This window comes from Sulfitobacter sp. GN1-4 (genome assembly GCF_055693825.1).
Genome location: NZ_JBVFUQ010000003.1, coordinates 2,286,349 through 2,307,561 on the forward strand (window position 1 = coordinate 2,286,349; position 21,213 = coordinate 2,307,561).

Annotated in this window: 21 protein-coding genes, 1 other RNA gene and 3 pseudogenes; 11 read left to right on the forward strand and 14 right to left on the reverse strand. The window is 59.8% G+C overall.

All coding sequences use genetic code 11. The annotated features are described in order from the left end of the window. Positions 1 to 6: 6 nt before the first annotated feature. The 3 genes from ACZ1HM_RS11845 to ACZ1HM_RS11855 form a co-directional block, all read right to left on the reverse strand. Positions 7 to 633, reverse strand: a complete 627-nt coding sequence (locus ACZ1HM_RS11845; protein WP_472742951.1) for a DUF2855 family protein — start codon at positions 631 to 633, stop codon at positions 7 to 9. A gap of 5 nt (positions 634 to 638) precedes the next feature. Then, on the reverse strand, positions 639 to 974 hold the full coding sequence (locus ACZ1HM_RS11850) for a DUF2855 family protein (RefSeq protein WP_472742952.1): 336 nt from the start codon (positions 972 to 974) through the stop codon (positions 639 to 641). 183 nt (positions 975 to 1,157) lie between these two features. Further along, positions 1,158 to 1,427 carry an usg protein gene (locus ACZ1HM_RS11855; protein WP_472742953.1) on the reverse strand — a complete coding sequence of 90 codons (270 nt, stop codon included), beginning with the start codon at positions 1,425 to 1,427 and terminating at the stop codon, positions 1,158 to 1,160. 227 nt (positions 1,428 to 1,654) lie between these two features. On the opposite strand from ACZ1HM_RS11855, the gene gyrA reads away from it, so the two are divergent. Continuing rightward, positions 1,655 to 4,360: a DNA gyrase subunit A gene (gene gyrA, locus ACZ1HM_RS11860; RefSeq protein WP_472744611.1), complete on the forward strand. Its 2,706-nt coding sequence runs from the start codon at positions 1,655 to 1,657 to the stop codon at positions 4,358 to 4,360. 79 nt (positions 4,361 to 4,439) lie between these two features. On the opposite strand, the gene ACZ1HM_RS11865 is transcribed toward gyrA, so the two are convergent. From ACZ1HM_RS11865 to ACZ1HM_RS11915, 11 genes and pseudogenes are all read right to left on the reverse strand, one after another. Beyond that, positions 4,440 to 5,915 (reverse strand): carboxypeptidase M32, encoded by a 1,476-nt coding sequence (locus tag ACZ1HM_RS11865; RefSeq protein ID WP_472742954.1) that lies wholly within the window; start codon positions 5,913 to 5,915, stop codon positions 4,440 to 4,442. 1 nt (position 5,916) lies between these two features. Beyond that, positions 5,917 to 7,065, reverse strand: a complete 1,149-nt coding sequence (ctaA, locus tag ACZ1HM_RS11870) for a heme A synthase (protein ID WP_472742955.1) — start codon at positions 7,063 to 7,065, stop codon at positions 5,917 to 5,919. Between the two features lie 165 nt (positions 7,066 to 7,230). Beyond that, a pseudogene (locus ACZ1HM_RS11875) lies at positions 7,231 to 7,649 on the reverse strand (HIT family protein). Between the two features lie 57 nt (positions 7,650 to 7,706). Then, complete coding sequence (locus ACZ1HM_RS11880; protein ID WP_472742956.1) at positions 7,707 to 7,850, reverse strand: hypothetical protein; 144 nt, start codon at positions 7,848 to 7,850, stop codon at positions 7,707 to 7,709. Between the two features lie 56 nt (positions 7,851 to 7,906). Continuing rightward, positions 7,907 to 8,197, reverse strand: coding sequence for a hypothetical protein (locus ACZ1HM_RS11885; protein ID WP_472742957.1), 291 nt, complete (start codon positions 8,195 to 8,197; stop codon positions 7,907 to 7,909). Further along, a complete protein-coding gene (locus ACZ1HM_RS11890) occupies positions 8,194 to 8,664 on the reverse strand; it encodes a cupin domain-containing protein (RefSeq protein ID WP_472742958.1) in 471 nt (156 codons plus the stop codon). The genes ACZ1HM_RS11885 and ACZ1HM_RS11890 overlap by 4 nt, the downstream gene beginning before the upstream one ends. 3 nt (positions 8,665 to 8,667) lie before the next feature. Continuing rightward, the gene (gene acuI / locus ACZ1HM_RS11895) at positions 8,668 to 9,651 is read right to left on the reverse strand and encodes an acryloyl-CoA reductase (RefSeq protein ID WP_472742959.1); all 984 of its coding nucleotides are present in this window, start codon (positions 9,649 to 9,651) and stop codon (positions 8,668 to 8,670) included. 156 nt (positions 9,652 to 9,807) lie between these two features. After that, positions 9,808 to 10,912, reverse strand: a pseudogene (locus ACZ1HM_RS11900) (dimethylsulfoniopropionate demethylase). Further along, positions 10,912 to 11,427, reverse strand: coding sequence for a DinB family protein (locus tag ACZ1HM_RS11905; RefSeq protein ID WP_472742960.1), 516 nt, complete (start codon positions 11,425 to 11,427; stop codon positions 10,912 to 10,914). The pseudogene ACZ1HM_RS11900 and the gene ACZ1HM_RS11905 overlap by 1 nt, the downstream one beginning before the upstream one ends. Beyond that, positions 11,424 to 12,131, reverse strand: a complete 708-nt coding sequence (locus ACZ1HM_RS11910) for a DUF1326 domain-containing protein (protein WP_472742961.1) — start codon at positions 12,129 to 12,131, stop codon at positions 11,424 to 11,426. Before ACZ1HM_RS11910 ends, ACZ1HM_RS11905 begins: the two co-directional genes overlap by 4 nt. Position 12,132: 1 nt before the next feature. After that, entirely contained in the window at positions 12,133 to 12,921 is a 789-nt protein-coding gene (locus tag ACZ1HM_RS11915; protein WP_472742962.1) for a DUF2182 domain-containing protein, read from the reverse strand. Positions 12,922 to 13,002: 81 nt separating this feature from the next. On the opposite strand from ACZ1HM_RS11915, the gene ACZ1HM_RS11920 reads away from it, so the two are divergent. The 10 genes and pseudogenes from ACZ1HM_RS11920 to ACZ1HM_RS11965 all read left to right on the forward strand — a co-directional run bounded on the left by ACZ1HM_RS11920 (position 13,003) and on the right by ACZ1HM_RS11965 (position 21,199). Continuing rightward, positions 13,003 to 13,737 carry a FadR/GntR family transcriptional regulator gene (locus ACZ1HM_RS11920; protein WP_472742963.1) on the forward strand — a complete coding sequence of 245 codons (735 nt, stop codon included), beginning with the start codon at positions 13,003 to 13,005 and terminating at the stop codon, positions 13,735 to 13,737. A 218-nt stretch (positions 13,738 to 13,955) separates the two neighbouring features. Continuing rightward, positions 13,956 to 14,301, forward strand: a transfer-messenger RNA (tmRNA) gene (ssrA, locus tag ACZ1HM_RS11925). 198 nt (positions 14,302 to 14,499) lie between these two features. After that, positions 14,500 to 16,575 (forward strand): ATP-binding protein, encoded by a 2,076-nt coding sequence (locus tag ACZ1HM_RS11930; RefSeq protein ID WP_472742964.1) that lies wholly within the window; start codon positions 14,500 to 14,502, stop codon positions 16,573 to 16,575. Positions 16,576 to 16,697: 122 nt separating this feature from the next. Beyond that, positions 16,698 to 16,847 (forward strand): rhodanese-like domain-containing protein, encoded by a 150-nt coding sequence (locus ACZ1HM_RS11935; RefSeq protein ID WP_472742965.1) that lies wholly within the window; start codon positions 16,698 to 16,700, stop codon positions 16,845 to 16,847. A 13-nt stretch (positions 16,848 to 16,860) separates the two neighbouring features. Further along, entirely contained in the window at positions 16,861 to 17,529 is a 669-nt protein-coding gene (locus ACZ1HM_RS11940) for a chromate resistance protein ChrB domain-containing protein (RefSeq protein ID WP_472742966.1), read from the forward strand. Positions 17,530 to 17,549: 20 nt separating this feature from the next. Beyond that, positions 17,550 to 18,774: pseudogene (gene chrA / locus ACZ1HM_RS11945) on the forward strand (chromate efflux transporter). A gap of 70 nt (positions 18,775 to 18,844) precedes the next feature. Continuing rightward, positions 18,845 to 19,327 (forward strand): SspB family protein, encoded by a 483-nt coding sequence (locus ACZ1HM_RS11950; protein ID WP_472742967.1) that lies wholly within the window; start codon positions 18,845 to 18,847, stop codon positions 19,325 to 19,327. 86 nt (positions 19,328 to 19,413) lie between these two features. After that, positions 19,414 to 20,805: a class II fumarate hydratase gene (fumC, locus tag ACZ1HM_RS11955; protein WP_472742968.1), complete on the forward strand. Its 1,392-nt coding sequence runs from the start codon at positions 19,414 to 19,416 to the stop codon at positions 20,803 to 20,805. Further along, a complete protein-coding gene (locus tag ACZ1HM_RS11960; protein WP_472742969.1) occupies positions 20,802 to 20,978 on the forward strand; it encodes a DUF4169 family protein in 177 nt (58 codons plus the stop codon). Before fumC ends, ACZ1HM_RS11960 begins: the two co-directional genes overlap by 4 nt. Next, entirely contained in the window at positions 20,975 to 21,199 is a 225-nt protein-coding gene (locus ACZ1HM_RS11965; protein WP_472742970.1) for a ribbon-helix-helix domain-containing protein, read from the forward strand. Before ACZ1HM_RS11960 ends, ACZ1HM_RS11965 begins: the two co-directional genes overlap by 4 nt. The last annotated feature ends 14 nt before the right edge of the window (positions 21,200 to 21,213 follow it).

Consider the following 21,213-nt stretch of genomic DNA (forward strand, 5'->3'; position numbering starts at 1 on the left):
GTACCTTCACGTCCATCCAGTCTGACGCCTCCGTTGCGAGGCGCAAAAGGCTTCCTCAACTTTGCGGTCAATCACCCCCGGCCCCCATTCCTCGCGGCGCTTGGCGATCTGTGCGGGCGCAAAGAAGAACTTGGGCTTGATGCCGCTATATTCCTGCTTGGGATTGAACTGATCCCAATGGCTGATACCCACCGCTGCTGAGTGTTTCAGCTGCCCGCCAAGGTGCGTGTGCAGGGCCGCTTTCACTTGCGCATTGCCCGCCATGTCCACGTAGACAGAGGGCACGTCTTGCAGCTTTTCAATTTCATCGTAGGTTAAGACCGTATCGCAAGCCTTTAGGTTTTCTACAAATTCGCGGTTCCGATCAGAGGTCAGCCCAACAATGCGGTAGCTGCGCAGCTGAGGTTCGGCAAGGTATTTGCACAATCCCAATCCCGTCTTGGAGGACGCGCTGCCGATGATCACCTGCTCAGCACCGAAATAGTCATTGTCCGCCAGCCAATCCGAAAGCAGGAACGACGTCGCCAGCAGCGGCTGCAACAGGGCGCGGACGTGATCCTGTGCGGGCGTGCTGGCACCCACGGGCGCGTATTTGTTATAGACCGCTGGCAGCTCAACCCGGTGCGGTGCCATGTCCGTCACCGCCCCCGAGACGAGACTTTGGGCTGCATGACCAGCTCTTCTGCCATCGGGTAAAACCCATAAAGCCGGGTACCCACCGCCAGATCAGCGGACCGGCTTTCCGTGACTGCGGCCACACCCCAGACCGGCACAAGGCCTTGCCCCTCAACCCCGGTGGGGAAAAACTGCCAGTAGCCCACCGCAAAGCCCGATGCGGCATAGCTGATGTTGTTTGCGGTCAGCGCAAAGCTCTCCAGTTTGACGCGCACCTGCCCGTCTTGCAGCGGCGCGCTTTCCACCGCATCCATTTGCGTTTCGTTAATCTTGTGCTGTCCGACCAATATGCGCTGCATGCCAACTCCTCCTGCGTTTCGTGGCAGGATAGCCAGCCAAGCCGGAAAAGACGCGCATAAAATCGCCGGACGTTGCGGCACTTGGCAAGCGGTGCCGCGGATCAGCGCGCCTGTTGCCGTCACGCGACCGGCAGCCGCAGGCCACTCACGTTAGAAACCACCGTTAACCAAAGGCCACAGCCCTTAGTGCAGCGTGAACTCACCCACCTGGTTGCGCCACTCACCCGGTGAGATCATTTTGCGGTGTGTAAAGCGGACCGAATGCAGCGGCCCTTCGATTTCTTTCTGCCAAAACTCAACAAATTCAAACAGTTTTGGATGATCAGGGGCCAGATCATAGTCTTGCCAGATGTAGCTGTTCAACACATGGGTATAGTCCGGCATGTGATAGAAAAACTCCGCCGTGGTCAGCCCGTATCCTTTCAGCATCAGCTCAGTTTCACTTGGGGTCATTTCGATCTCCCTTTTTGGCTCATAAGGTCAGGCTGTCACAAAAGGATTACTTTTCAACCAAAACAGGCGTTTGGCAGCAGGAGCGGCGAAATATTGGTGCGCGACCGCCACAGGCATTGCACATGATCTGCGCAATCTGCTATATTTGAACGCAAGATATAGATGCGTCCAAAGGCTGAGCAGATCACGTGAACGACACGCCAGAAACTCCTGAAAACGATGATGAAATGCCGCCTGAGCGGCCTGTTTACGACGGGCCATCGGTCACCATCGAAGAGGAAATGCGCTCGTCCTATCTGGACTACGCCATGTCCGTCATCGTCAGCCGCGCAATCCCGGACCTGCGCGACGGGCTAAAGCCGGTGCACCGCCGCATCCTTTACGGCATGCACGAGGCCGGCAATACCCACGACAAAGCCTACCGCAAGTCCGTGCGGCCAGTGTCGGATGCCATGGGTAAATATCACCCCCACGGCGATTCCGCGATCTATGATGCGTTGGTGCGCATGGCGCAGGATTTCTCCATGTCGCTGCCGCTGTTGGACCCGCAGGGCAACTTTGGCTCGATGGATGGCGATAACCCGGCGGCGATGCGCTATACCGAAGTGCGGATGGCCAAGCCTGCCGCCTATCTGCTCAATGACATCGACATGGAAACTGTTGATTTCCAGCCAAACTACGACGGCAAAGACCAAGAACCAACCGTCCTGCCCGCACGTTTTCCCAACATGTTGGTCAATGGCGCGGGCGGCATTGCGGTGGGCATGGCCACGAACATTCCGCCCCACAACCTGGGCGAAGTGATTGACGCCTGTCTGGCCCTGATCGAGGAGCCGGATCTGACATCTGAGCAGCTAATTGAATATGTGCCGGGTCCCGATTTCCCCACGGGCGGCATCATGCTGGGCCGCACCGGCGCGCGCAAAGCCTACCTTGAGGGACGTGGCAGTGTGATCATGCGCGCAAAGACCCGCGTGGAAGAGATCCGCAAAGACCGTTGGGCCATCGTGATTGATGAGGTGCCTTATCAGGTCAACAAGGCCTCCATGATCGAAAAGATCGCCGAACAGGCCCGCGAGAAAAAGATCGAAGGCATCGCCCACGTCCAGGACGAATCCGACCGCAACGGCGTGCGCGTGGTGGTCGAGCTGAAGCGCGACGCGACGGCAGAGGTGGTGATGAACCAGCTCTTCCGTTTCACCCCGATGCAGACCTCTTTTGGCTGCAACATGCTTGCCCTGAACGGCGGCCGGCCAGAAACGCTGACGCTGCGCGGCTTCCTTACCGCTTTCATCGACTTCCGCGAAGAGGTTGTCGCCCGCCGCACCGCACATCTGCTGCGCAAGGCCCGCGACCGCAGCCACATCCTGTGTGGTTTGGCCGTGGCCGTCACCAACATTGACGAGGTGGTACAAACCATCCGCTCCTCCGCCGATGCCGCAGAGGCGCGCAGCAAGCTGATGACCCGCCGCTGGCCCGCCCAGGACATCCTGCCCTACATCGCGCTGATTGATGATCCGACCCACACCGCCAACGATGACGGCACCTACAACCTGTCTGAAACGCAAGCCCGCGCCATCCTGGAACTGCGCCTGCAGCGCCTCACCCAAATCGGGGTCAAAGAGGTCACGGATGAGCTGGAAGAGCTTGCGGAGAAGATCAAAGAATACCTCGAAATCCTCGGGTCGCGCGAACGGATCATGTCGATCATCTCAGGCGAACTGGCTGAGGTGAAAGAGCTCTTCGCCGTGCCGCGCCGCACTGAAATTGTCGATTGGTCTGGCGATATGGAGGACGAAGACCTCATCGCGCGCGAAGACATGGTGGTGACGGTCACCTCGGGCGGCTACATCAAGCGCACCCCGCTTATCGACTTCCGCAGCCAAAAGCGCGGCGGCAAGGGCGTGTCTGGCGGGACGTTGAAAGAGGACGATGTGGTGACCACGCTGTTCGTGGCCAACACCCATACGCAGCTGTTGTTCTTCACCACCGATGGCATGGTCTACAAGCTCAAGACATGGCGTCTGCCGCAGGGGGGCCGTACCTCCAAGGGCAAGGCCATCGTCAACATCCTGCCCATCCCCACCGGCGTCTCCATCGCGGCAATCATGCCCGTGGACCGGGACGAAGAGGAATGGGCCGACTTGCAGGTGGTCTTTGCCACCTCCGCAGGCGACACGCGCCGCAACGCCCTGTCGGATTTCACCAATGTGAAATCCAACGGCAAGATTGCGATGAAACTGCCTGAGGATGGCAGCGTCAGCCTGGTGAATGCACGCATCTGCTCTGAACAGGATGACGTGATGTTGGTCACCAACTCTGGCCGCGCGATCCGGTTCCCAACCACCGATGTGCGCGTGTTCAAGGGCCGCGATTCCACCGGGGTGCGGGGCATCAAACTAACCGGCGATGACCGCGTGGTATCCATGTCGATCATCCGCCACTTTGACGCGGATGCCGATGAACGCGCCGCCTACCTCAAGATGCGCCGCGCCATGGCGGGCATCGCTGACGGCGATGAGGGCGCGGATGATGAGGAAGGCAATGCCAACATGGCCCTCCCGCAGGAACGCTATGCGGAAATGTCAGCCTCTGAAAACCTGATCCTGACAATCACGGCCGAAGGCGCGGGCAAGCTCAGCTCCAGCCACGATTATCCCGTACGCGGGCGTGGCGGCATGGGTGTGGCGGCCATGGACAAGGCCATGCGCGGCGGTGAAATCGTTGCCAGCTTCCCGGTTGAGATGGACGATCAGATCATGCTGGCGACCTCCAAAGGTCAATCCATCCGCGTACCGGTGGACGGCATCTCATTCCGCTCGCGCAGCGCTGGCGGGGTGCGGGTGTTCAACACCGGCAAGGGCGAAGAGGTTGTCAGCGTCGCATGGATCGCCGATCAGGGCGATGAGGATGGCGAAGCCACCGAAGAGTAACGGCGCAGGCAAGCTGCGGCACAAAGCAAAACGCCCCGGAGATCATCCGGGGCGTTTTGCATTTTTCAGCGGCGCAGGCTCACAGCCCGTAAAGATCGGAAAACTTGGTTTTCAGATAGGCCAGCAAAGGCGCCTCACTGGGGGCGGCCCCCGTGGCGCGGGCGATCACATCTTTGGGCTCATAAAGGCTGCCGTGCTGCTGCAGGTTCTGCCGCAGCCAGCCTGTTGCCGCCGCCGTATCCCCACGCGCCAATTCCGCGTCCAGATCCGTCACATCGCGGCGCAGCGCCTCATGCAGGCAACCGGCATAGACATTGCCAAGGCTGTAGGTCGGGAAATACCCAAACAGGCCCACGGACCAATGCACATCCTGCAACACCCCGTTTGAGGGTTTGTCCACCGGATAGCCAAAGTCCGCGGCAAACCGGTCGTTCCAGGCGGCTTCCAGATCATCCACCTGCAAATCGCCACTGACCAAGGCGCGCTCAAGATCAAAGCGCAGCATGATGTGCAGGTTATATTGCAACTCATCCGCCTCGGTGCGGATGAACCCGTCTGAGACGCGGTTCACAACGCGGTAGAACGCATCTTCATCCGCCACGCCAAAATCGCCGAACACACCCTTCATCTGCGCATACAGCCAGCCCGTAAACGCCCGGCTGCGCCCCAGCTGGTTTTCATAAATCCGGCTTTGGCTTTCGTGCACGCCCATCGACGCGCCCCGCCCCAAGGGTGTCAGTAGATAATCGGCTGAGATGCCTTGTTCATAGGCGGCGTGGCCGACCTCATGAATGGTGGAATAGAAACAGTTGAAGGGATCAGTGGCGCTGGTCCGTGTGGTGATGCGGACATCCAGACCAGAGCCGGAGGAGAACGGATGCACCGCCTTGTCCACCCGGCCATGGGCCAGGTCATAACCGAAGGCCAGTGCCAGTTTTTCGGTCAGCATCATTTGCTGGGCTTCATCAAATGCGCCAGCAAGCGGTGCAGGTGCCTCAGCCGCCTTGACGGCGGCGCGCAACGCGGTCAGCTCGGGACGCAAGGCGCCAAACATCGCGTCCAGTTCGGCCCCCGTGGCACCCGGTTCGTAATCTTGCAGCATGGCGTCATAGACATCGCCGCCCGCCGCCAGCGCCGCACCCTCTTCGCGTTTGAGGGTCAGCACCTCTTTGAGTGTTGGCGCAAAGGCTGCGAAATCATCCGCCCCGCGCGCCTCAGCCCAGATGCCCTGCGCCTCAGACGTCACGCGCGCAATGCGCGCAGCCAGTGCCGCAGGCACCTTGCTGGCGCGGTCAAAGCTGCGTTGAATTTCGCGCAGGTTGGCCCGGCCCACATCATCCAGCGCCGCTCCATCAATGGCGGCCAGCCAATCGGCCACCTTGCTGTCGACCCGCCGCGCATGCAGCACGCCTTCAAGGGCGGCCATCTCTTCTGCGCGTTGGGGCGCTGCCCCCCGCGGCATCATCGTTTCTTGGTCCCAGCCCAAACGCCCCATCACCTGGCCAAGCGCCTGGGTTTCGCGCTGGTGCGCCATCAACTCTTCATATGCGGTCATCTCAGGCCTCTCTTAGGGATGTTGCAATGGGATAGGCGCTTAGGAACCGGGCGCGCAGGATCAGCACCCACAAGACCACGGCCAAGGCCTGATGGACCAGCGCCAAATGCACAGGGGCGGCATACAATACCGTGAAAATGCCCCAGACCACCTGCAGGCTAAGCACCGCCATCACCGCATTGAACGCAAAGCGTGTGGTGGGATGGGCCGAACGCCGCCCGCGCAGCCAGACAACGACGCCAAAGACAAACAGCAAATAGCCGCTGACCCGGTGCATGAACTGCACAAGCCCTGCGTTTTCAAAGAAGTTCCGCCAGCCCGGTGTCAGATCAAATGCGTCAGGCGGGAAAAACTGCCCCTGCATCAGCGGCCAGTCGATGAAATACCGCCCCGCATCAATGCCTGCGACAAGCGCGCCCAAAAGGATCTGCAGAAAACTGAAATGCAAGAGCCCCGTTGCCAGACCGTATTGCTTGGCCTCTTTGGCACGGCGCGCCTGCATCAGGTCCCGCTCGGCCCGGCCCAGCATCAGCACGTACCAGGTGATGAAGCCCAAAATAACAAAGGCCAGTCCCAGGTGGGTGGCAAGCCGGTAGCTTTTGACGTCCAGCATCCCCTCGCCCGAGGTTACGCCAGAGGCAACCATCCACCAGCCAATCGCCCCCTGCGCGCCGCCAAGCGCGCCCAAAAGCAGCAACCGAGGTGTCCAGCCCGTGGGGATCTGACGGCGCAGCAGGAACCACAAAAAGCCAACCGCCCAGACCAACCCGATCACCCGGCCCAGTTGGCGATGGCCCCATTCCCACCAATAGATGACTTTGAAATCAGAAAGGCTCATCCAAGAGTTCTGCAGCTTGAACTCATCAATCTGCTGATATTTCTCAAACTCTGAGGCCCAGTCCGCGTCGTTAAGCGGTGGAATAGCGCCCGTGATGGGCCGCCATTCGGTGATCGACAGACCCGAATCCGTCAGCCGCGTCATGCCGCCCACGGCGATCATGATAAAGACCAGCGCAAAAAGGATCATCAGCCAGACCCGAATAGCCCCCCGCGCCGTGCTGCGGCCCCGATCAATGACGCCGGTTTGCGCCACGGGCTTGGCCGTTTCCGTGCTGCCGACTTCTTCAAAAAGCTTGCGTTGTCCTGCCATGGCGCGCCTTCCTCATTTCTGTGGCAGAGTTAAGCCAAGCGCAGGCCAAGGTCTAGGCCATCGACACTGTGTCGCAACCCAAGTTCGGCCTGCGCCTGCAAAACCTCCGACCCGCGCGGCCACCCGTCGCGGGATATCCTACCTGAGGTGGCGCTTGGCCCCGCCTTAGCCCAGATGCGCGATGATCTTCTCAGCGTTGGCTTTGATGACGTCCATATCACCGGGCTGGCCCGCAGGGCGGATCGGCACGCCTTCTTGGCGGGGATGAATGTGGAAATGCAGATGGAACACCTCTTGCCCGCCTGCGGCCTCATTAAACTGAAAAAGCGTCACGCCATCCGCGTCAAAGGCCGCCTTTGCCGCATTCGCGACCTTGTTCACGGTCTTCATACAGGCCGCCAACTGCGCATCCGTGGCATCCAGCATATTGCGGCAAGGGGTTTTCGGGATCACCAGACAATGCCCCTCAGTCCGAGGAAAATGTCCATGAAACAAAGGGTTTCCTCATCTTCATAAACCTTGAAACAGGGGATTTCGCCCCGCAGGATTTTGGCAAAGATGTTTTCATCATCATAGGCGGACATAGACGTGCTCCCTCTTTGGTGTCCCCTTCTACGCAGCCCCGCGCCGATGGTCGAGGGTCAGCCGCGACGCAATTTATGCTCAGCCAACCGCAAAAGGGCGCGGGAATAGAACCGGTGCACAGGCATAAAGCGCTGCACCATGGGTGACAACGTACCATCCGCCCGTGGCATCACAGCCGAGCCAAAGATCAGCCGGGTCACGCCACCCTCTTTGGGTGATACCGCCAGATATGAACGCGTGGCACCGGAAATGTCGGTCAGCAGGATTTCAGCGCCCCCCGGTCTTCGACACGCCAAGCCGCAAAGGTGGTGCTGTGCCCACGCGCAAGCGCATGCACCTCAGCATCTCTGATCACATGACGCAGACCAACGCTGAGCACCAGCCGCTCCAGCCGAAAGAGCCAGGTGGTATAAAACGCGGTGATAAAGGCCTCAAGGTCAGCCTCCAGCGGGTGCATGACTTCAAAACAATCGGTGTAGGCACCGGGGTGTTCGACGTAGCGGTCCAGCAACCCATCGCGCGGCACACCGCATTCTCGGGCCATCATGAGGTATCCTCCTTGGCGTGAAGAAACGTGCCGTCGGCGCGGCGCAGGGTGCCATCAGCCTCAGCGATCAGGTCGGCGTCTGCGTAATGACAGCGATCCGCCGCATCTTGCGACGACACAACGAAAAACCGCGCGGGTCCAGCGCTGTCATTGCGCAGGCAGTGGCCCAATGGCTCCCCTGCGGGAAAGACCGCGATATCGCCTGCCTGCAACGGCACCGGGCCGTCCTCTTCTATCAGGGAAAGCTGCCCCTCAAGGACGACAACAATCTCATCCACCTTTGTGTGCCAATGACGGTGCGATGATTGCGCGCCGGGGGCCAAGGTTTCCACCCCAGCCCCAAGATGCGCCATGTCAAAAGGTGCCGTTACCGACCGGCCCTCAAACGCACCAAGCGCGCCCAGCACAGCCGAGGCGCGGCCCGGCACCGTGGTGACAGGCAGGCGCGAAAGGTCGACCTTCGGCATCGGTTACGCGTTGACGTCTACCACAACGCGGCCCTTGACCTGACCTTTCAGGATGTCCGCACCCAGTCCCGGCAGATCAGACAGTCTCGCGGGCTGCACCATCGCTTCCAGCTTGTCCATCGGCAGGTCCGTTGCAATCCGTTCCCAGGCCCGCAGGCGATTGTCATAAGGCTGCATCACGGAATCGATCCCCAAAAGGTTCACACCGCGCAGCAGGAACGGAATGACCGTCGCAGGCAAGGCCGCTCCGCCGGCCAGACCCACCGCAGCAACGCTTGCGCCATATTGCATCTGGCCCAGCAACCGGCCCAGCATCGCGCCGCCTACCGCATCAACACAGCCGCCCCAAATTTCAGCCTCAAGCGGGCGTTTGGTGGTCTCGTTGATCTCATCACGTGCAACGATCTGTGTGGCACCCAGCTCTTTCAGGTAGTCGGCCGTTTCAGGACGCCCGGTCACGCCAGCGACCTCATGGCCCAGCTTTGCCAAGATCGCCGTGGCCACGGAGCCAACGCCGCCTGCAGCCCCTGTGACCAGCACCGGACCTGACTTGATGCCATGATCCTGCAGCGCCATCACAGACAGCATCGCCGTGAACCCAGCGGTGCCCACCGCCATCGCCTGACGTGTGTCGAGCCCGGCGGGCAGAGGCACCAGCCAATCGGCGTTGACCCGTGCCTTTTGCGCATAACCACCCCAGTGCACTTCGCCCACACGCCAGCCGGTCAGCACAACTTTGTCGCCCGGCTTGTAGCGGTCATCGTCAGAGCTTTCGACGGTGCCTGCAAAATCAATGCCGGGCACATGCGGGTAGTTCCGCACCAACCCGCCACCCGGACCGATGCACAGACCGTCTTTGTAGTTCACGGTGGAATATTCAACGGCCACCGTCACATTGCCTTCGGGCAGCTGCTCTAGGCTGATTTCTTCGACCGAGGCAGAGGTTTTGCCCTCATCATCTTTGTTAACAACAAGTGCGTTGAACATCGCAATATCTCCATTTTCCGGGCGCTGGCCCTGTCAATCATTCATCATTTGTTTGCTGGTATCAGGTGAGGATCACCCGGTAACCAGCTGAAATTATGTCACATCGCTAAGGCTAACGACTGTCCCCCCGGGGACCACGTTTTTTCAAACCTTACCTTAGATCCAGAAGGTCTCCCATACCTGGGCGGACCGGACCCTCATTTGGCAGCATCACGTCAAGGTCGGTGCCCTCATCCCAGTGGGTCATGCGCACCATGCCAATCGCCACGTTGGTTGAGAAATCCGGCGACCAGGCCGCAGAGGTCACCTGCCCCACCTGTCGGTCGCCCGCCATCAATGGCCAGGGCCGATCGCAGAGCGGCACCTTGTCACCCGAAATCTCAATCGCGCGGATCTGTTGCACCGGGCCTTCTTTTGACACCCGCAACAGCGCATCACGGCCCATGCAGCCAATCGCCGTCCGCGTGTCACAGAACCGCTCCAGCCCGCATTCATGGGGGGTGTTGTCGTCGGTCATGTCATTGCCGTAGCTCAGCAATCCGCCCTCAATCCGCTCAATCCCGTTGGGACAACCGGCGTGGACGTCCAGATCTTTGCCCGCCTCCATCAAAGCATTCCAAAGCGGCATGCCCAGGTGGCTGCCTTCGACATAGATCTCAAAGCCACCCTGTTTGGAATAGCCTGACCGGGCGATGACCATCTGCTGGCCTTGGAATTCATGCAGGCCAAAACGGAAAAAACGGATGTCGCGCACCCCATCGCCAAAGACCCTTGCCATCAACTCATCCGCCTTCGGTCCTTGGACCGCCAGGGGGCTCACATCCGGCTCATCCACCAGCACATCCAGCCGGTAGCCATTGGCGATGCCCTTGACCCAGAACAGCAGATCACTGTCCGCAATGGAGATCCACCACCGGTCCTCTGCCAGCTTGACCGCGACCGGATCGTTCAGCATCCCGCCCGTCTCATCGACGATGGGCACGTAGAAACACCGCCCCGGCAGCATCGCCCGCAGATCACGGGGCGTCAGCATCTGCATCAGCTTGGCCGCATCCGGGCCGCGCAGCTCTACCTGGCGTTCCACAGCGACGTCCCAGACCTGCACCGCCTCTTTTAGATGGCGATAGTCTTCCTCGACGCTGCGAAACACGGTGGGCAGCAGCATGTGGTTATAGATTGTGTAAGCTTTGACACCCGCAGCCTCGACCCCTTCGGAGAAGGGTGTGCGACGCAACCTGCGAGAGGGGGATAATAGCACCATCAGGCATCCTCCGGCATGAAGACCAGATCACTGACCGGCGCTTTGGATCCTGCGGCTGTCAGCAGCGCATGAACCTGGCCCCGGTGGTGGGTCTGGTGGTTGAAGAAGTGTAGCACGCAACCGGCAAGCGGCTCCGTGAGGTTTTGTTGCTGAACACCAGAGAACCAGGTGAGGTCCCCCGCCAGCGTCTGTGCATCCATGGCATCCGCCCAGGATTTAATGTTGGCGTCCAAGGGTGCGCGCGCGGCCCACCACTCAGCACCGGTGTTGGTGACGGCAAAGGTATCCTCGACCGTATCAATGGCCACGGGTGGCTCTGCCAGCGCCGACCAGCGGTGCATCCAGATCGCATCACACCAAAGCAAGTGATTGAGCGTGCCCAGGATTGAGCCGCAGAAGGCACCCCGATCAAGGGTCAAAGCCTCTTGATCCATTACTTCAATAAAACCAGCGATCTGTTTGTTTTGCCACGCATTGTAGCGTGACATCTCACGCACATATGCTGGCGTGATCATGCACGTGGACCTTGCCAATCAATGGGACAAATCTCAGCTGATTTACCGCCAAAATCCCAGACACGACCATAATCCCGCACCCGGCTTTTCAGGCCTTGGGCCGCGATGATGTCAGGCCCCATCCAGTATTTGGAGTTGGACACCATCACCGGATGCTCAGGCGATTTGCCCGCGATCATCTCAATCTCACCCTGGATCTTGCGCCCGATTTGGATGGAGCGTTTGGTGCCATCGCGGATGATCTCAACCGGCGCACGTTCGGCGCCGATGATCTCACTCACCAACATGGTGAAAAGGCCGGTTGTGCCGCCCGCCGCACCTGAGAAGATCTGCAAGATGCCGTTATAGGCTTTGCCAGAGGCGCGCTCGTCAACATAGGCGGCAACCTTCCAGTTGCCCTCTCCCATGCGGCCGGGGATGTCGACCAAGAGGCCCACGTTCAACCCGCCCAGGTCTTCACCCTCATAATGGCCCTCATCAATCGCGATGGCCATCCAGGCGTGGCAATGCCCTTCGGTGGGCGGATGCGCACCAAGGCTGACCACGCAGGGGCAAAAAACGGTGCAGGAGCAGTTGAGGAACAGCTCACCTTTGATCGCCCATTCGGTTGGGCTTTGATCCCGGCGGCCCGGGTTGGGCATCCGGCTGTCGATCCGCTGCGAAATGGGCAGACGGTCTGCGTCAGGTCTTTTCTTGGGTGGCATATTATCCTCCTGCAATCAGGGGCCAGCCCGCCACGACGCCTGCGCCGATGATCAGGGCAAAACCCATAGGTCTTGTCACGTAGTGTCCAACTTGTGGCAGCTTTTCCACCACCATAAACAGCGTCGCCAGCCCCATCCAAGCCAGGTTCATCACCCCGCCCGCAAAGCCAAGCGCCATAAAGCCCCAGCAGCATCCCACACAAAACGCCCCCAGGCCAAGGCCCATGCGCAACCCGCCCGCAAAGCCGGTTTTCCAATGGCCTAGGAAATAGGTCATGGGGGAGTGGCAGACGCCGTGGCAAATCTCTTTGGTGCGGGTGAACTGGAAGAGGCCCACAACCAGCAAAAGCGCGGCGGCGAACCAGCGTGATTTGGCAATGCCCAGCATGTCCACAACGCCACCGAATAACAGCGCCAGCTGCACGCCCGCAATGATGGCGGCAAAGGCGACCCAGACGATGAAATAGCCCAAAATCACCCCGACCCAGCCGGCCCGCGTGCCCGTCGCACTGACCATCAGGTCTTCATAAGAGCGCAAAGTGGGGACCATTGTGGGCAACATCATCGCGGCCATCATCGCCGCCCACATCCAAAAGAGCGGGCCGAAGTTGGCCATCGGCATATACATCGGCATCCGGGGGTCCATCGCGGCCATGCGCGCGCCCATCTCACCGGGGCGGCCCAGCAGATCAAGATCCATGTCCATGGCCATGCTGTACATCATGACCCAGGACACCAGGACCAGGCCAAAGAATGCCAGCCAAAGCGATGTGCGCACAGCACCCTGCATGAGAGCCCTCCCCGACTCATCCGTTGTTGCAAAGTTAATGTCAGACAATTAGAACCCTCGCAAACATTAAATGTAAGACATATGAAAATTGACCCCGACAGCTCTGCCGATCTTTCCGTACAAATCGCCTCAGCCATTCGCGATGCGATTGTGCAGGGTGAGCTGATCGTGGATCAGCGTCTGCCCTCTGAGGCGGAACTGGCCGAACAGTTTGATGTCTCACGCCCCACGGTGCGGGAGGCTTTGAAGCGTCTGGCAGCGCAATCGCTGATCCGCACGCAGCGCGGGGCGACAGGCGGTGCCTTCGTGAACCGCATCAGCTTTGAAGAGGCCTATTCGCAGCAGATCACCACCTCTACCCTGCTGCTCAGCATGAACGCGGTGAGTTTTGAGACCGCCTGCGAGGCGCGCTATGCGTTGGAGCGGGCCTGTGCGGCGCTGTCAGCGGTGCGCCGCACCGCAGATCATCTGGCCACCATGCGCGCCGAGATCCACCGCCAGGCGCAGCCCGGGCTGACGGATGAGGCATTCTGCGCCTCAGACGTGGCGTTCCACCGCGCGTTGGTGGATGGCGCGGGCAATCCGGTGATGTCCTATCAATTGGCGGGGGCCGTTGAGGCGATGCAGCCCTTGATGAACATGATCACCTTTACGGCGCGCGACAGGGCGCGGATTGTGGGGATGCATACGGATATTGCCGACGCGGTGGAAGCTGGCGACGGTCCGGCGATTGAGGCGGGACTGACAGCATTGGAAGCAGAGACGCGGGCCTTAGCGGCGAGTGCGCTGGCGGCGCGCGCAGCGGCGAAGGGGTAGTTTGAGAGGCCAGCCCGGAATCAAGCGCCTTCGGCCCGCCGGGCAGCGCCAGACCTTCCCCTGGTCTAGCGCTTTGGGTTCTGTGAACGAGACATTGATGACTTGGTCTTTCGGCTGAGAGATAAACTGCCGCACCTCAGCGGCGCTATGCGCCAGCCCAAGGTCTGGCACCCCCCGGCTAAGGCTATGCTGCCCGGCGGGCCATAGGTCCTTCAATCTAACTTGAAACTCGTCACGCCAGTGGCTATCTAACCCTTGTCTTCGGACTATGGACATAAACGCGCTCGTAATAAGCGGATCGGACCCGGGGGCGGTACCCGGCGGCTCCACCAACATCCTTCATTTGGGGATCATGGGGCCGAAATAGGATCGACGAACGTCTAAAGGGGTTAGCTTTGTCTCGGCTGTCTGCCACCGTTACCGGCGAAAACTGTACAATTGCAAATGACAATCGTGCTCCAGTAGCAATGGCCGCGTAAGCGACCGGAGATACTGAAATCTAAGTCCTAGCGCTTTGCAGCCCTAGGCGGGGTTCGCAGGTACCTGGCAACAGAAACCTGCATTTATCCTCCCAAACAAATTATACCTGCGGCATTGGCGAAATTTCGCCTTTTGGTAGAATTTGCCAGATCTCTGCCTCAATTTGCCCAAATTTGCCTGCAATCCTTGCTGAAACAGAAGCAGTAAAAGGTCGCGCACGGCATGCAACATGTACCCGTTCCAGCACCACAAACCTTTAAGACCCTTCACAAAGTGCCCCCTATGGTGTGGCGCCTTGGCTTTCTTGCCGCGGTGGGGGCCATCATGCTGGCGCTTTTTGCAAAGTTCGAAGAGCTGTCTTACCAAAGCTATGTGCGCGATCTTAAGCTGGATGCGACGGTTGAGCTGGTGGATGTGCGCGAAACCATTGAGACGGCTTTGATTGACAGCATTCTGGAGTTCAATGAACTTTCCGTGGTTTTGGGCCAGAACTCTGAGATCAATCTGGCCGAGTTCAACATCAAGGCCTTGGACTTTGTTTTGGCCAACCCTGAGTTTCGTTCCATCCATTTGGCACCTGATCACGTGGTTGACCGCGTCTTCCCGCGCTTTGGCAACGAAGGAATGGTGGGCACAGACCAAATCGCCTCTGCCACGTCTGAGCGTCTGGTGGCCGCACTTGAGGCGGGTGAAGGTCACCTGACCGCCCCTGTCACCTTGCCCGACGGCAACGCAGCACTGGTCATGCACAACCCCGTTGAAGAACGCGGCAGCGATGGCAAACGCAAGCTTTGGGGCAGCGTGTCCGCGGCGCTGAACTATGACAAGCTTCTTGAAAACCTCGGGTATGAAGATCTGAACACCCGGTTTGACATCTTCATCCGTGAGATGCCGACGCCCGCAACCGGCACAGCCGCCACCATCTTGGGTGACGCGGCGGTGCTGGGGAAAAACCCGATCTTTTTGGACGTTCAATTTCCTTTCGGCCAGTGGCAAATGGCCGCCACCCCGGATGGAGGCTGGCCCGCGCGCCAACCTGATTATGCCGCGCGGATGCTGCAGGGTCTGCTGGCCATAACGCTGATCCTTGGGGGGCTTTGGTACGTAATGGGCCTGCTGGCGCGGCGCAGAAAGGCGGAGAAAATCCTGTCAAACGGTATTGAAGCGCTTGATCATGGCTTTGTGATGTTTGACGCGGACCGCCGGCTGATCGCCTTTAACGAACGCTACAAACAGTTGGCGGGCGGCTCTGGCATGGTGCGGGTTGGCACGCGCTACGAAGACATCGTGAAAGCCAACCTGGAGAACGGGCTGATCCCTGATGCGGTGGGCAATGAGGAAGAATGGTACGAAGAATGGGCCAAGCGCCTTGACGGCGAGGTGGGGGATAATGAACAGATCCTGGCAGATGGCCGCCTGATCCGGGCCTATGACCGCCCCATGGACGATGGCAGCGTGGTGGGTCTTCGCATCGACATCACCGATTTGAAGAAAGCGCAGATCGCAGCGGAGGCCGCGAATGAGGCCAAGACCGAGTTTATGGGCGTGCTGAGCCACGAGCTGCGCACGCCGCTGACGGTCATTCTGGGCCATGCGCAATTGGCCAAGAACATCAAGAACATGCCTGTGTTCAAGAACCTGCGCGCAGGCATTGAAGACCAAGACAGTGACCCCCAGCAGACCGTCGCACAGGCCGATGCCATGGCCGCGCAAATCGCCAAGATGATGGAATCGCTGGAACGCTCAGGCAATCACCTCTTTACCCTGATCAGTGAGATCCTGGATTTCGCCAAGATCGATTCCGGCACCTTGTCGATGGACATGCAAGAGATCACCGCCGACGCGATTGCCCAGCCCATCGTGGATCAGATGACGCCAATGGCCGAGGAAAAAGGCCTGGCGATCGAATTGGACTGCCCCCAGCATGTGCTGATCGCTGACAGCCAGCGCATCCAGCAAATCCTGATCAACCTGATTGGCAATGCCACCAAGTTCACCGATGAGGGCAAGATCACCGTCGCCGTCGATCAAACCGATGACTACGTGTCCTTTGCCGTCACCGATACCGGGATCGGCATTCCCAAAGAACACCTGACCCGCGTGTTTGAGGCGTTCCACCAGGTGGATTCCTCCTCAGGGCGGAAATACGGCGGCACGGGTCTGGGTCTGGCAATCTCAAGCGATATTGCCCGCGCCCACGGGGGTGAACTGACTGCAACCAGTGTGCCAGGCCAGGGATGCACCTTTACCCTGCGCCTGCCCCGTCCCCATCACCCCGACTCTCCACGTGTGGCCGAAGACGCCACCCCTGCTGAGGCAGAAGAAACGCCCGAGCCCCCACAGCAGTTGGTGGCGTAACTCTCAGGCTGGCTTGACAAACCCCCGCGACACTGGTCATTTTTCAAATAAGGGGAGTGCCGCGAACGCCCCGTGAGGTCAAGGCCAGAAGTTCGCATCTTTCCAGCAGAAGGATGCATGCCATGGCAGCCCCAAATGAAATCACCGTCGCCCAATTGTTGCGTTTGATCGGAACGCCCGCCTGTCCCGTGCTTGTGGATGTGTCGCTGGATGAAGACTTTGACGCTGATCCCTATTTGATCCCCGGCGCCTCGGCGCCATCCTTTCGATGATCCCGAAGGTCTGTTGGGCAAGCTGCAGAACCAGCGGGTGGTGGTCATTTGCCAAAAGGGCAAGAAGCTGAGCCAGGGCATGGCGGCGCTTTTGCGCGGCGCTGGCCTGCAGGCAGAGTTTCTGCAAGGCGGCAATCACGGCTGGCGCGCGCATGAGGCTGCCGTGCGCATCCCGGCGGCCACGATCCCTGCCCCTGTCGGCACCAGCTCCCTTTGGGTGACCCGCCACCGCCCCAAGATTGACCGGATTGCCTGCCCCTGGCTCATCCGGCGGTTTGTCGATCCTGCCGCAAGGTTCCTTTTTGTGGCTCCGACTGAGGTGATGGGCGTGGCAGAACGGTATGGGGCTACCCCCTTTGACGTGGCGGGCACCTTTTGGACGCACGAAGGCACGCAGTGCACCTTTGATAAGATGTTGGATGTCTTTGGCCTGCACACCCCTGCCCTTGACCGCATGGCCCAGGTGATCCGTGCCGCGGACACCGGCGTGCCGGACACAGTGCCTGAGGCTCCGGGCCTGCTGGCCATCTCAATCGGGCTTTCGCGTCATTGCAAAGACGATCTGGCGCAGCTTGATCTGGGCCTCACGGTCTATGACGCTCTCTTCCGCTGGGCCAGAGACGGCCAGGGTGAGACCCACAGCAGCCTGGAGCCTGCCGCAGACCAAGGGCCTGACACGTGACCGCACCTGATTGGTCAGAGATGATCCGCGTCTTTGGCCGTATTGGCCTGCTATCCTTCGGAGGACCCGCGGCCCAAATCGCCTTGATGCACCGCGAGTTGGTCGAAACACGCCCTTGGCTAACAGAGAACGCCTATCTCAAGGCGCTATCGCTCTGCATGTTGCTGCCTGGGCCTGAGGCGATGCAACTGGCCACCTATGCCGGCTGGCGGCTGCGCGGTGTGGCGGGCGGGCTTTTGGCGGGGCTGCTTTTTGTCATGCCGGGGGCCTGCGTGATTGCGGCGCTGGCGCTGGGGTATGCCTCCTTTGGGCAGGTGCCCTTGGTGCAGGCCGCGTTCCTGGGCATCAAAGCAACGGTGATCGTCGTGGTCTTTCAGGCGTTGCGCAAAGTGGCGGGCAAAGCGCTTATCGGGTTGCAGGGCTGGACACTGGCCGCGTTGTCTTTTCTAGCGCTCTTTGTGCTGGGCCTGCCTCTTTCCGCTGATCGTTCTGGCGGCAGGGCTGTGGGGGATGCTGGGGTTTGCGGCGCAAAACCACCCCCAAGAGAATTCCAGCCCGCGCCCTGCCCAACCCCTCAAGACGGTCGTGCTGTGGTCAGCGCTTTGGGTGGCCCCTCTGGCCTTGGTCTGGGCTTTGGATCAGGCATTTCTGATGCAACTCGGATTGTTCTTTTCAAAGCTCGCCATTGTGACCTTTGGCGGGGCCTATGCGGTCCTTGCCTATATGACCCAAACCGTTGTGCAGAATTACGGCTGGATCAGCACCCAGCAGATGATCGACGCGCTTGGACTGGCAGAAACGACGCCGGGGCCTTTGATCCTGGTGACGGAATTCGTGGCCTTGTTGGCCGGTCATGCTCAATCGGGACTAAGCGGCGCTTTGGCCGCCGGGGCCATGGCGCTGTGGGTCACCTTCTGCCCATGCTTTTTGTGGATCTTCCTTGCTGGTCCCTATCTGGAAAAGATCTCTGCCCAACCCCGGCTGGTTGGCGCGCTGGCAGGGATTACGGCAGCTGTGGTCGGCGTGATCGCCAATCTGTCGGTTTGGTTTGCCTTGCACGTCTGGTTTGCCTCAGTGCGCGCGGATCACTGGCTGGCGGTCCCCCTGCCCGCGCCCGGCAGCTTTGTGCCGCAGGCCGCGATCCTTACGGTGATTGCGGGCCTGTTGATGCTGTGGCGGCAGTGGGGCTTTGTGCAAACAATGGGCGTCCTGGCTGTTCTTGCGCTGGCAATGGCCATGCTGTGACACGAAGGCACTTTCGTTCTATTACAAAAAGGGTATGCTGAGGCGCGAACAGAAGGCGGCGAGAGGGCCCATGAGCCGAGAAATTGACTATGGCAACCTGATGCACGATGCCATGCGAGGGCTTATTCGCAAGGTATTGCTGGGTGTTGCTGACCGTGGCCTGCCCGGAAACCACCACTTCTTTATCACCTTCGACACGGCCCACCCGGACGCTGAATTGGCGGACTGGCTGTCTGATCGCTATCCCGGTGAAATGACGGTTGTGATGCAGCATTGGTATGACAATCTAGAAGTCAGCGACGAAGGTTTTTCCGTCACGCTGAATTTTGGCGACGCGCCTGAGCCGCTCTATATCCCCTACGACGCCATCCGCACCTTTGTTGACCCATCCGTTGAGTTTGGCCTGCGGTTTGAACAGCAAGACGGCGACGCAGAAACGTCAGAGAGCACGGCCGTGGCAAAAGTGCCTGAGGCCGCCACGCCCGATGTCGAGGTTGCTGAGACACCGGCAAAGGATGCCGACATCGTGTCACTCGATTCATTTCGGAAATAACACGCCCGTTAGCGCCACCGATCAATTGCACCGCTTGGGACGCGGCGCTAAACCCGTGCCAACAGCCAAGACGCAAGGAGCCTGACATGGCCGACACCCGCACCGAAACCGATAGCTTTGGCCCATTGGAGGTCCCTGCCGATAAATATTGGGGCGCGCAGACCCAGCGCTCTATCATGAACTTCCCCATCGGCTGGGAAAAGCAGCCTGTCGCCATTGTGCGCGCTTTGGGTGTGATCAAGAAAGCCTGCGCCACGGTGAACCTGGAATTTGGCGACCTGGACGCAGGCCTGGCCCCGGCTATTCAGCAAGCCGCTCAAGAGGTGATCGACGGCAAGTTCGATGACAACTTCCCGCTGGTGGTCTGGCAGACCGGCTCTGGCACGCAATCCAACATGAACTCTAACGAGGTGATCTCTAACCGCGCGATTGAGATTTTGGGCGGTCAGATGGGATCCAAGACGCCTGTGCACCCAAATGATCACTGCAACATGGGGCAGTCTTCGAACGATACCTTCCCCACGGCGATGCATGTGGGCATTGGCATGGTGGCCCGCGATACGCTGTTGCCGGGCTTGCGCAAGCTGCAGGCCGCATTGGCGGCAAAATCAGATGAGTTCAAAGACATCATCAAAATCGGGCGGACCCACACCCAAGATGCCACACCGCTGACGCTGGGCCAGGAATTTGGCGGCTATGCCCATCAGATGGCCAAAGCGATTGAGCGGGTTGAGGCCTGTTTGCCAGACATCTACGAGCTGGCTCAGGGCGGCACGGCGGTGGGCACTGGGCTCAACACCCGCAAGGGCTTTGCCGAAAAGGTGGCCACAGAGATCGCCAACATCACCGGCCTGCCCTTTGTCACCGCCCCCAACAAGTTTGAGGCTTTGGCCGCGCACGACGCGATGGTCATGTTCTCCGGCGCGCTCAAGACCGTGGCTGCCTCCATGTTCAAGATCGCCAATGACATGCGGCTTTTGGGCTCCGGCCCCCGCTCTGGCCTGGGCGAGCTGATCTTGCCTGAGAATGAGCCCGGCTCTTCGATCATGCCGGGCAAGGTGAATCCCACCCAAGCTGAGGCACTGACAATGGTCTGCGCCCATGTGATGGGCAACGATGCGGCTGTGGGCTTTGCCGGCAGCCAGGGGCATTTTGAGCTGAACGTCTACAACCCGATGATGAGCTATAACGTCATTCAATCCATGCAGCTTTTGGGCGATGCAGCGTCGTCTTTCACCGACAATATGGTGGTGGGCACTCAGGCCAATGAGGCGCGGATCGACAAGCTGATGAAAGAAAGCCTGATGCTGGTCACAGCGCTTGCCCCAACCATCGGCTATGACAATGCCACCAAAGTTGCCAAGACCGCGCATAAGAACGGCACGACCCTCAAGGAAGAGGCGATAGCGCTTGGCTTTGTGGACGCAGAGACCTTTGACAAGGTTGTGCGCCCTGAGCAGATGATCGGGCCTAAGTGAGCACGCCCATCAACCTCAACAAGGTCCGCAAGGACCGCGCGCGCGCCGAGAAGAAGGCGCGCGCAGACCGCAATGCGGTGGCCTTTGGACGCAGCAAGGCCGACAAAGACGCTGCGCGCGCCGAAGAAGAGAAAGCCGCGCGGGATCTGGACGGACATAAGCGCGAGCCATGAGCCGGCGCCCCGTAAAACACTCCGTCACGCTGAGAGGGCACCGCACATCGGTGTCGCTGGAGGATGAGTTCTGGGCCGAGTTTCGCGCAATCGCGGCTGAGAAAGACATGCCAATCAACGCCTTGGTGGCCGAAATTGATGCGGAACGTGGGCTGGATGTCGGGCTGGCGTCGGCCATCCGGCTCTATGTGCTGAAGTCGTTAAGGAACCGTTTACCGTGACTGCCTAGTCTAAG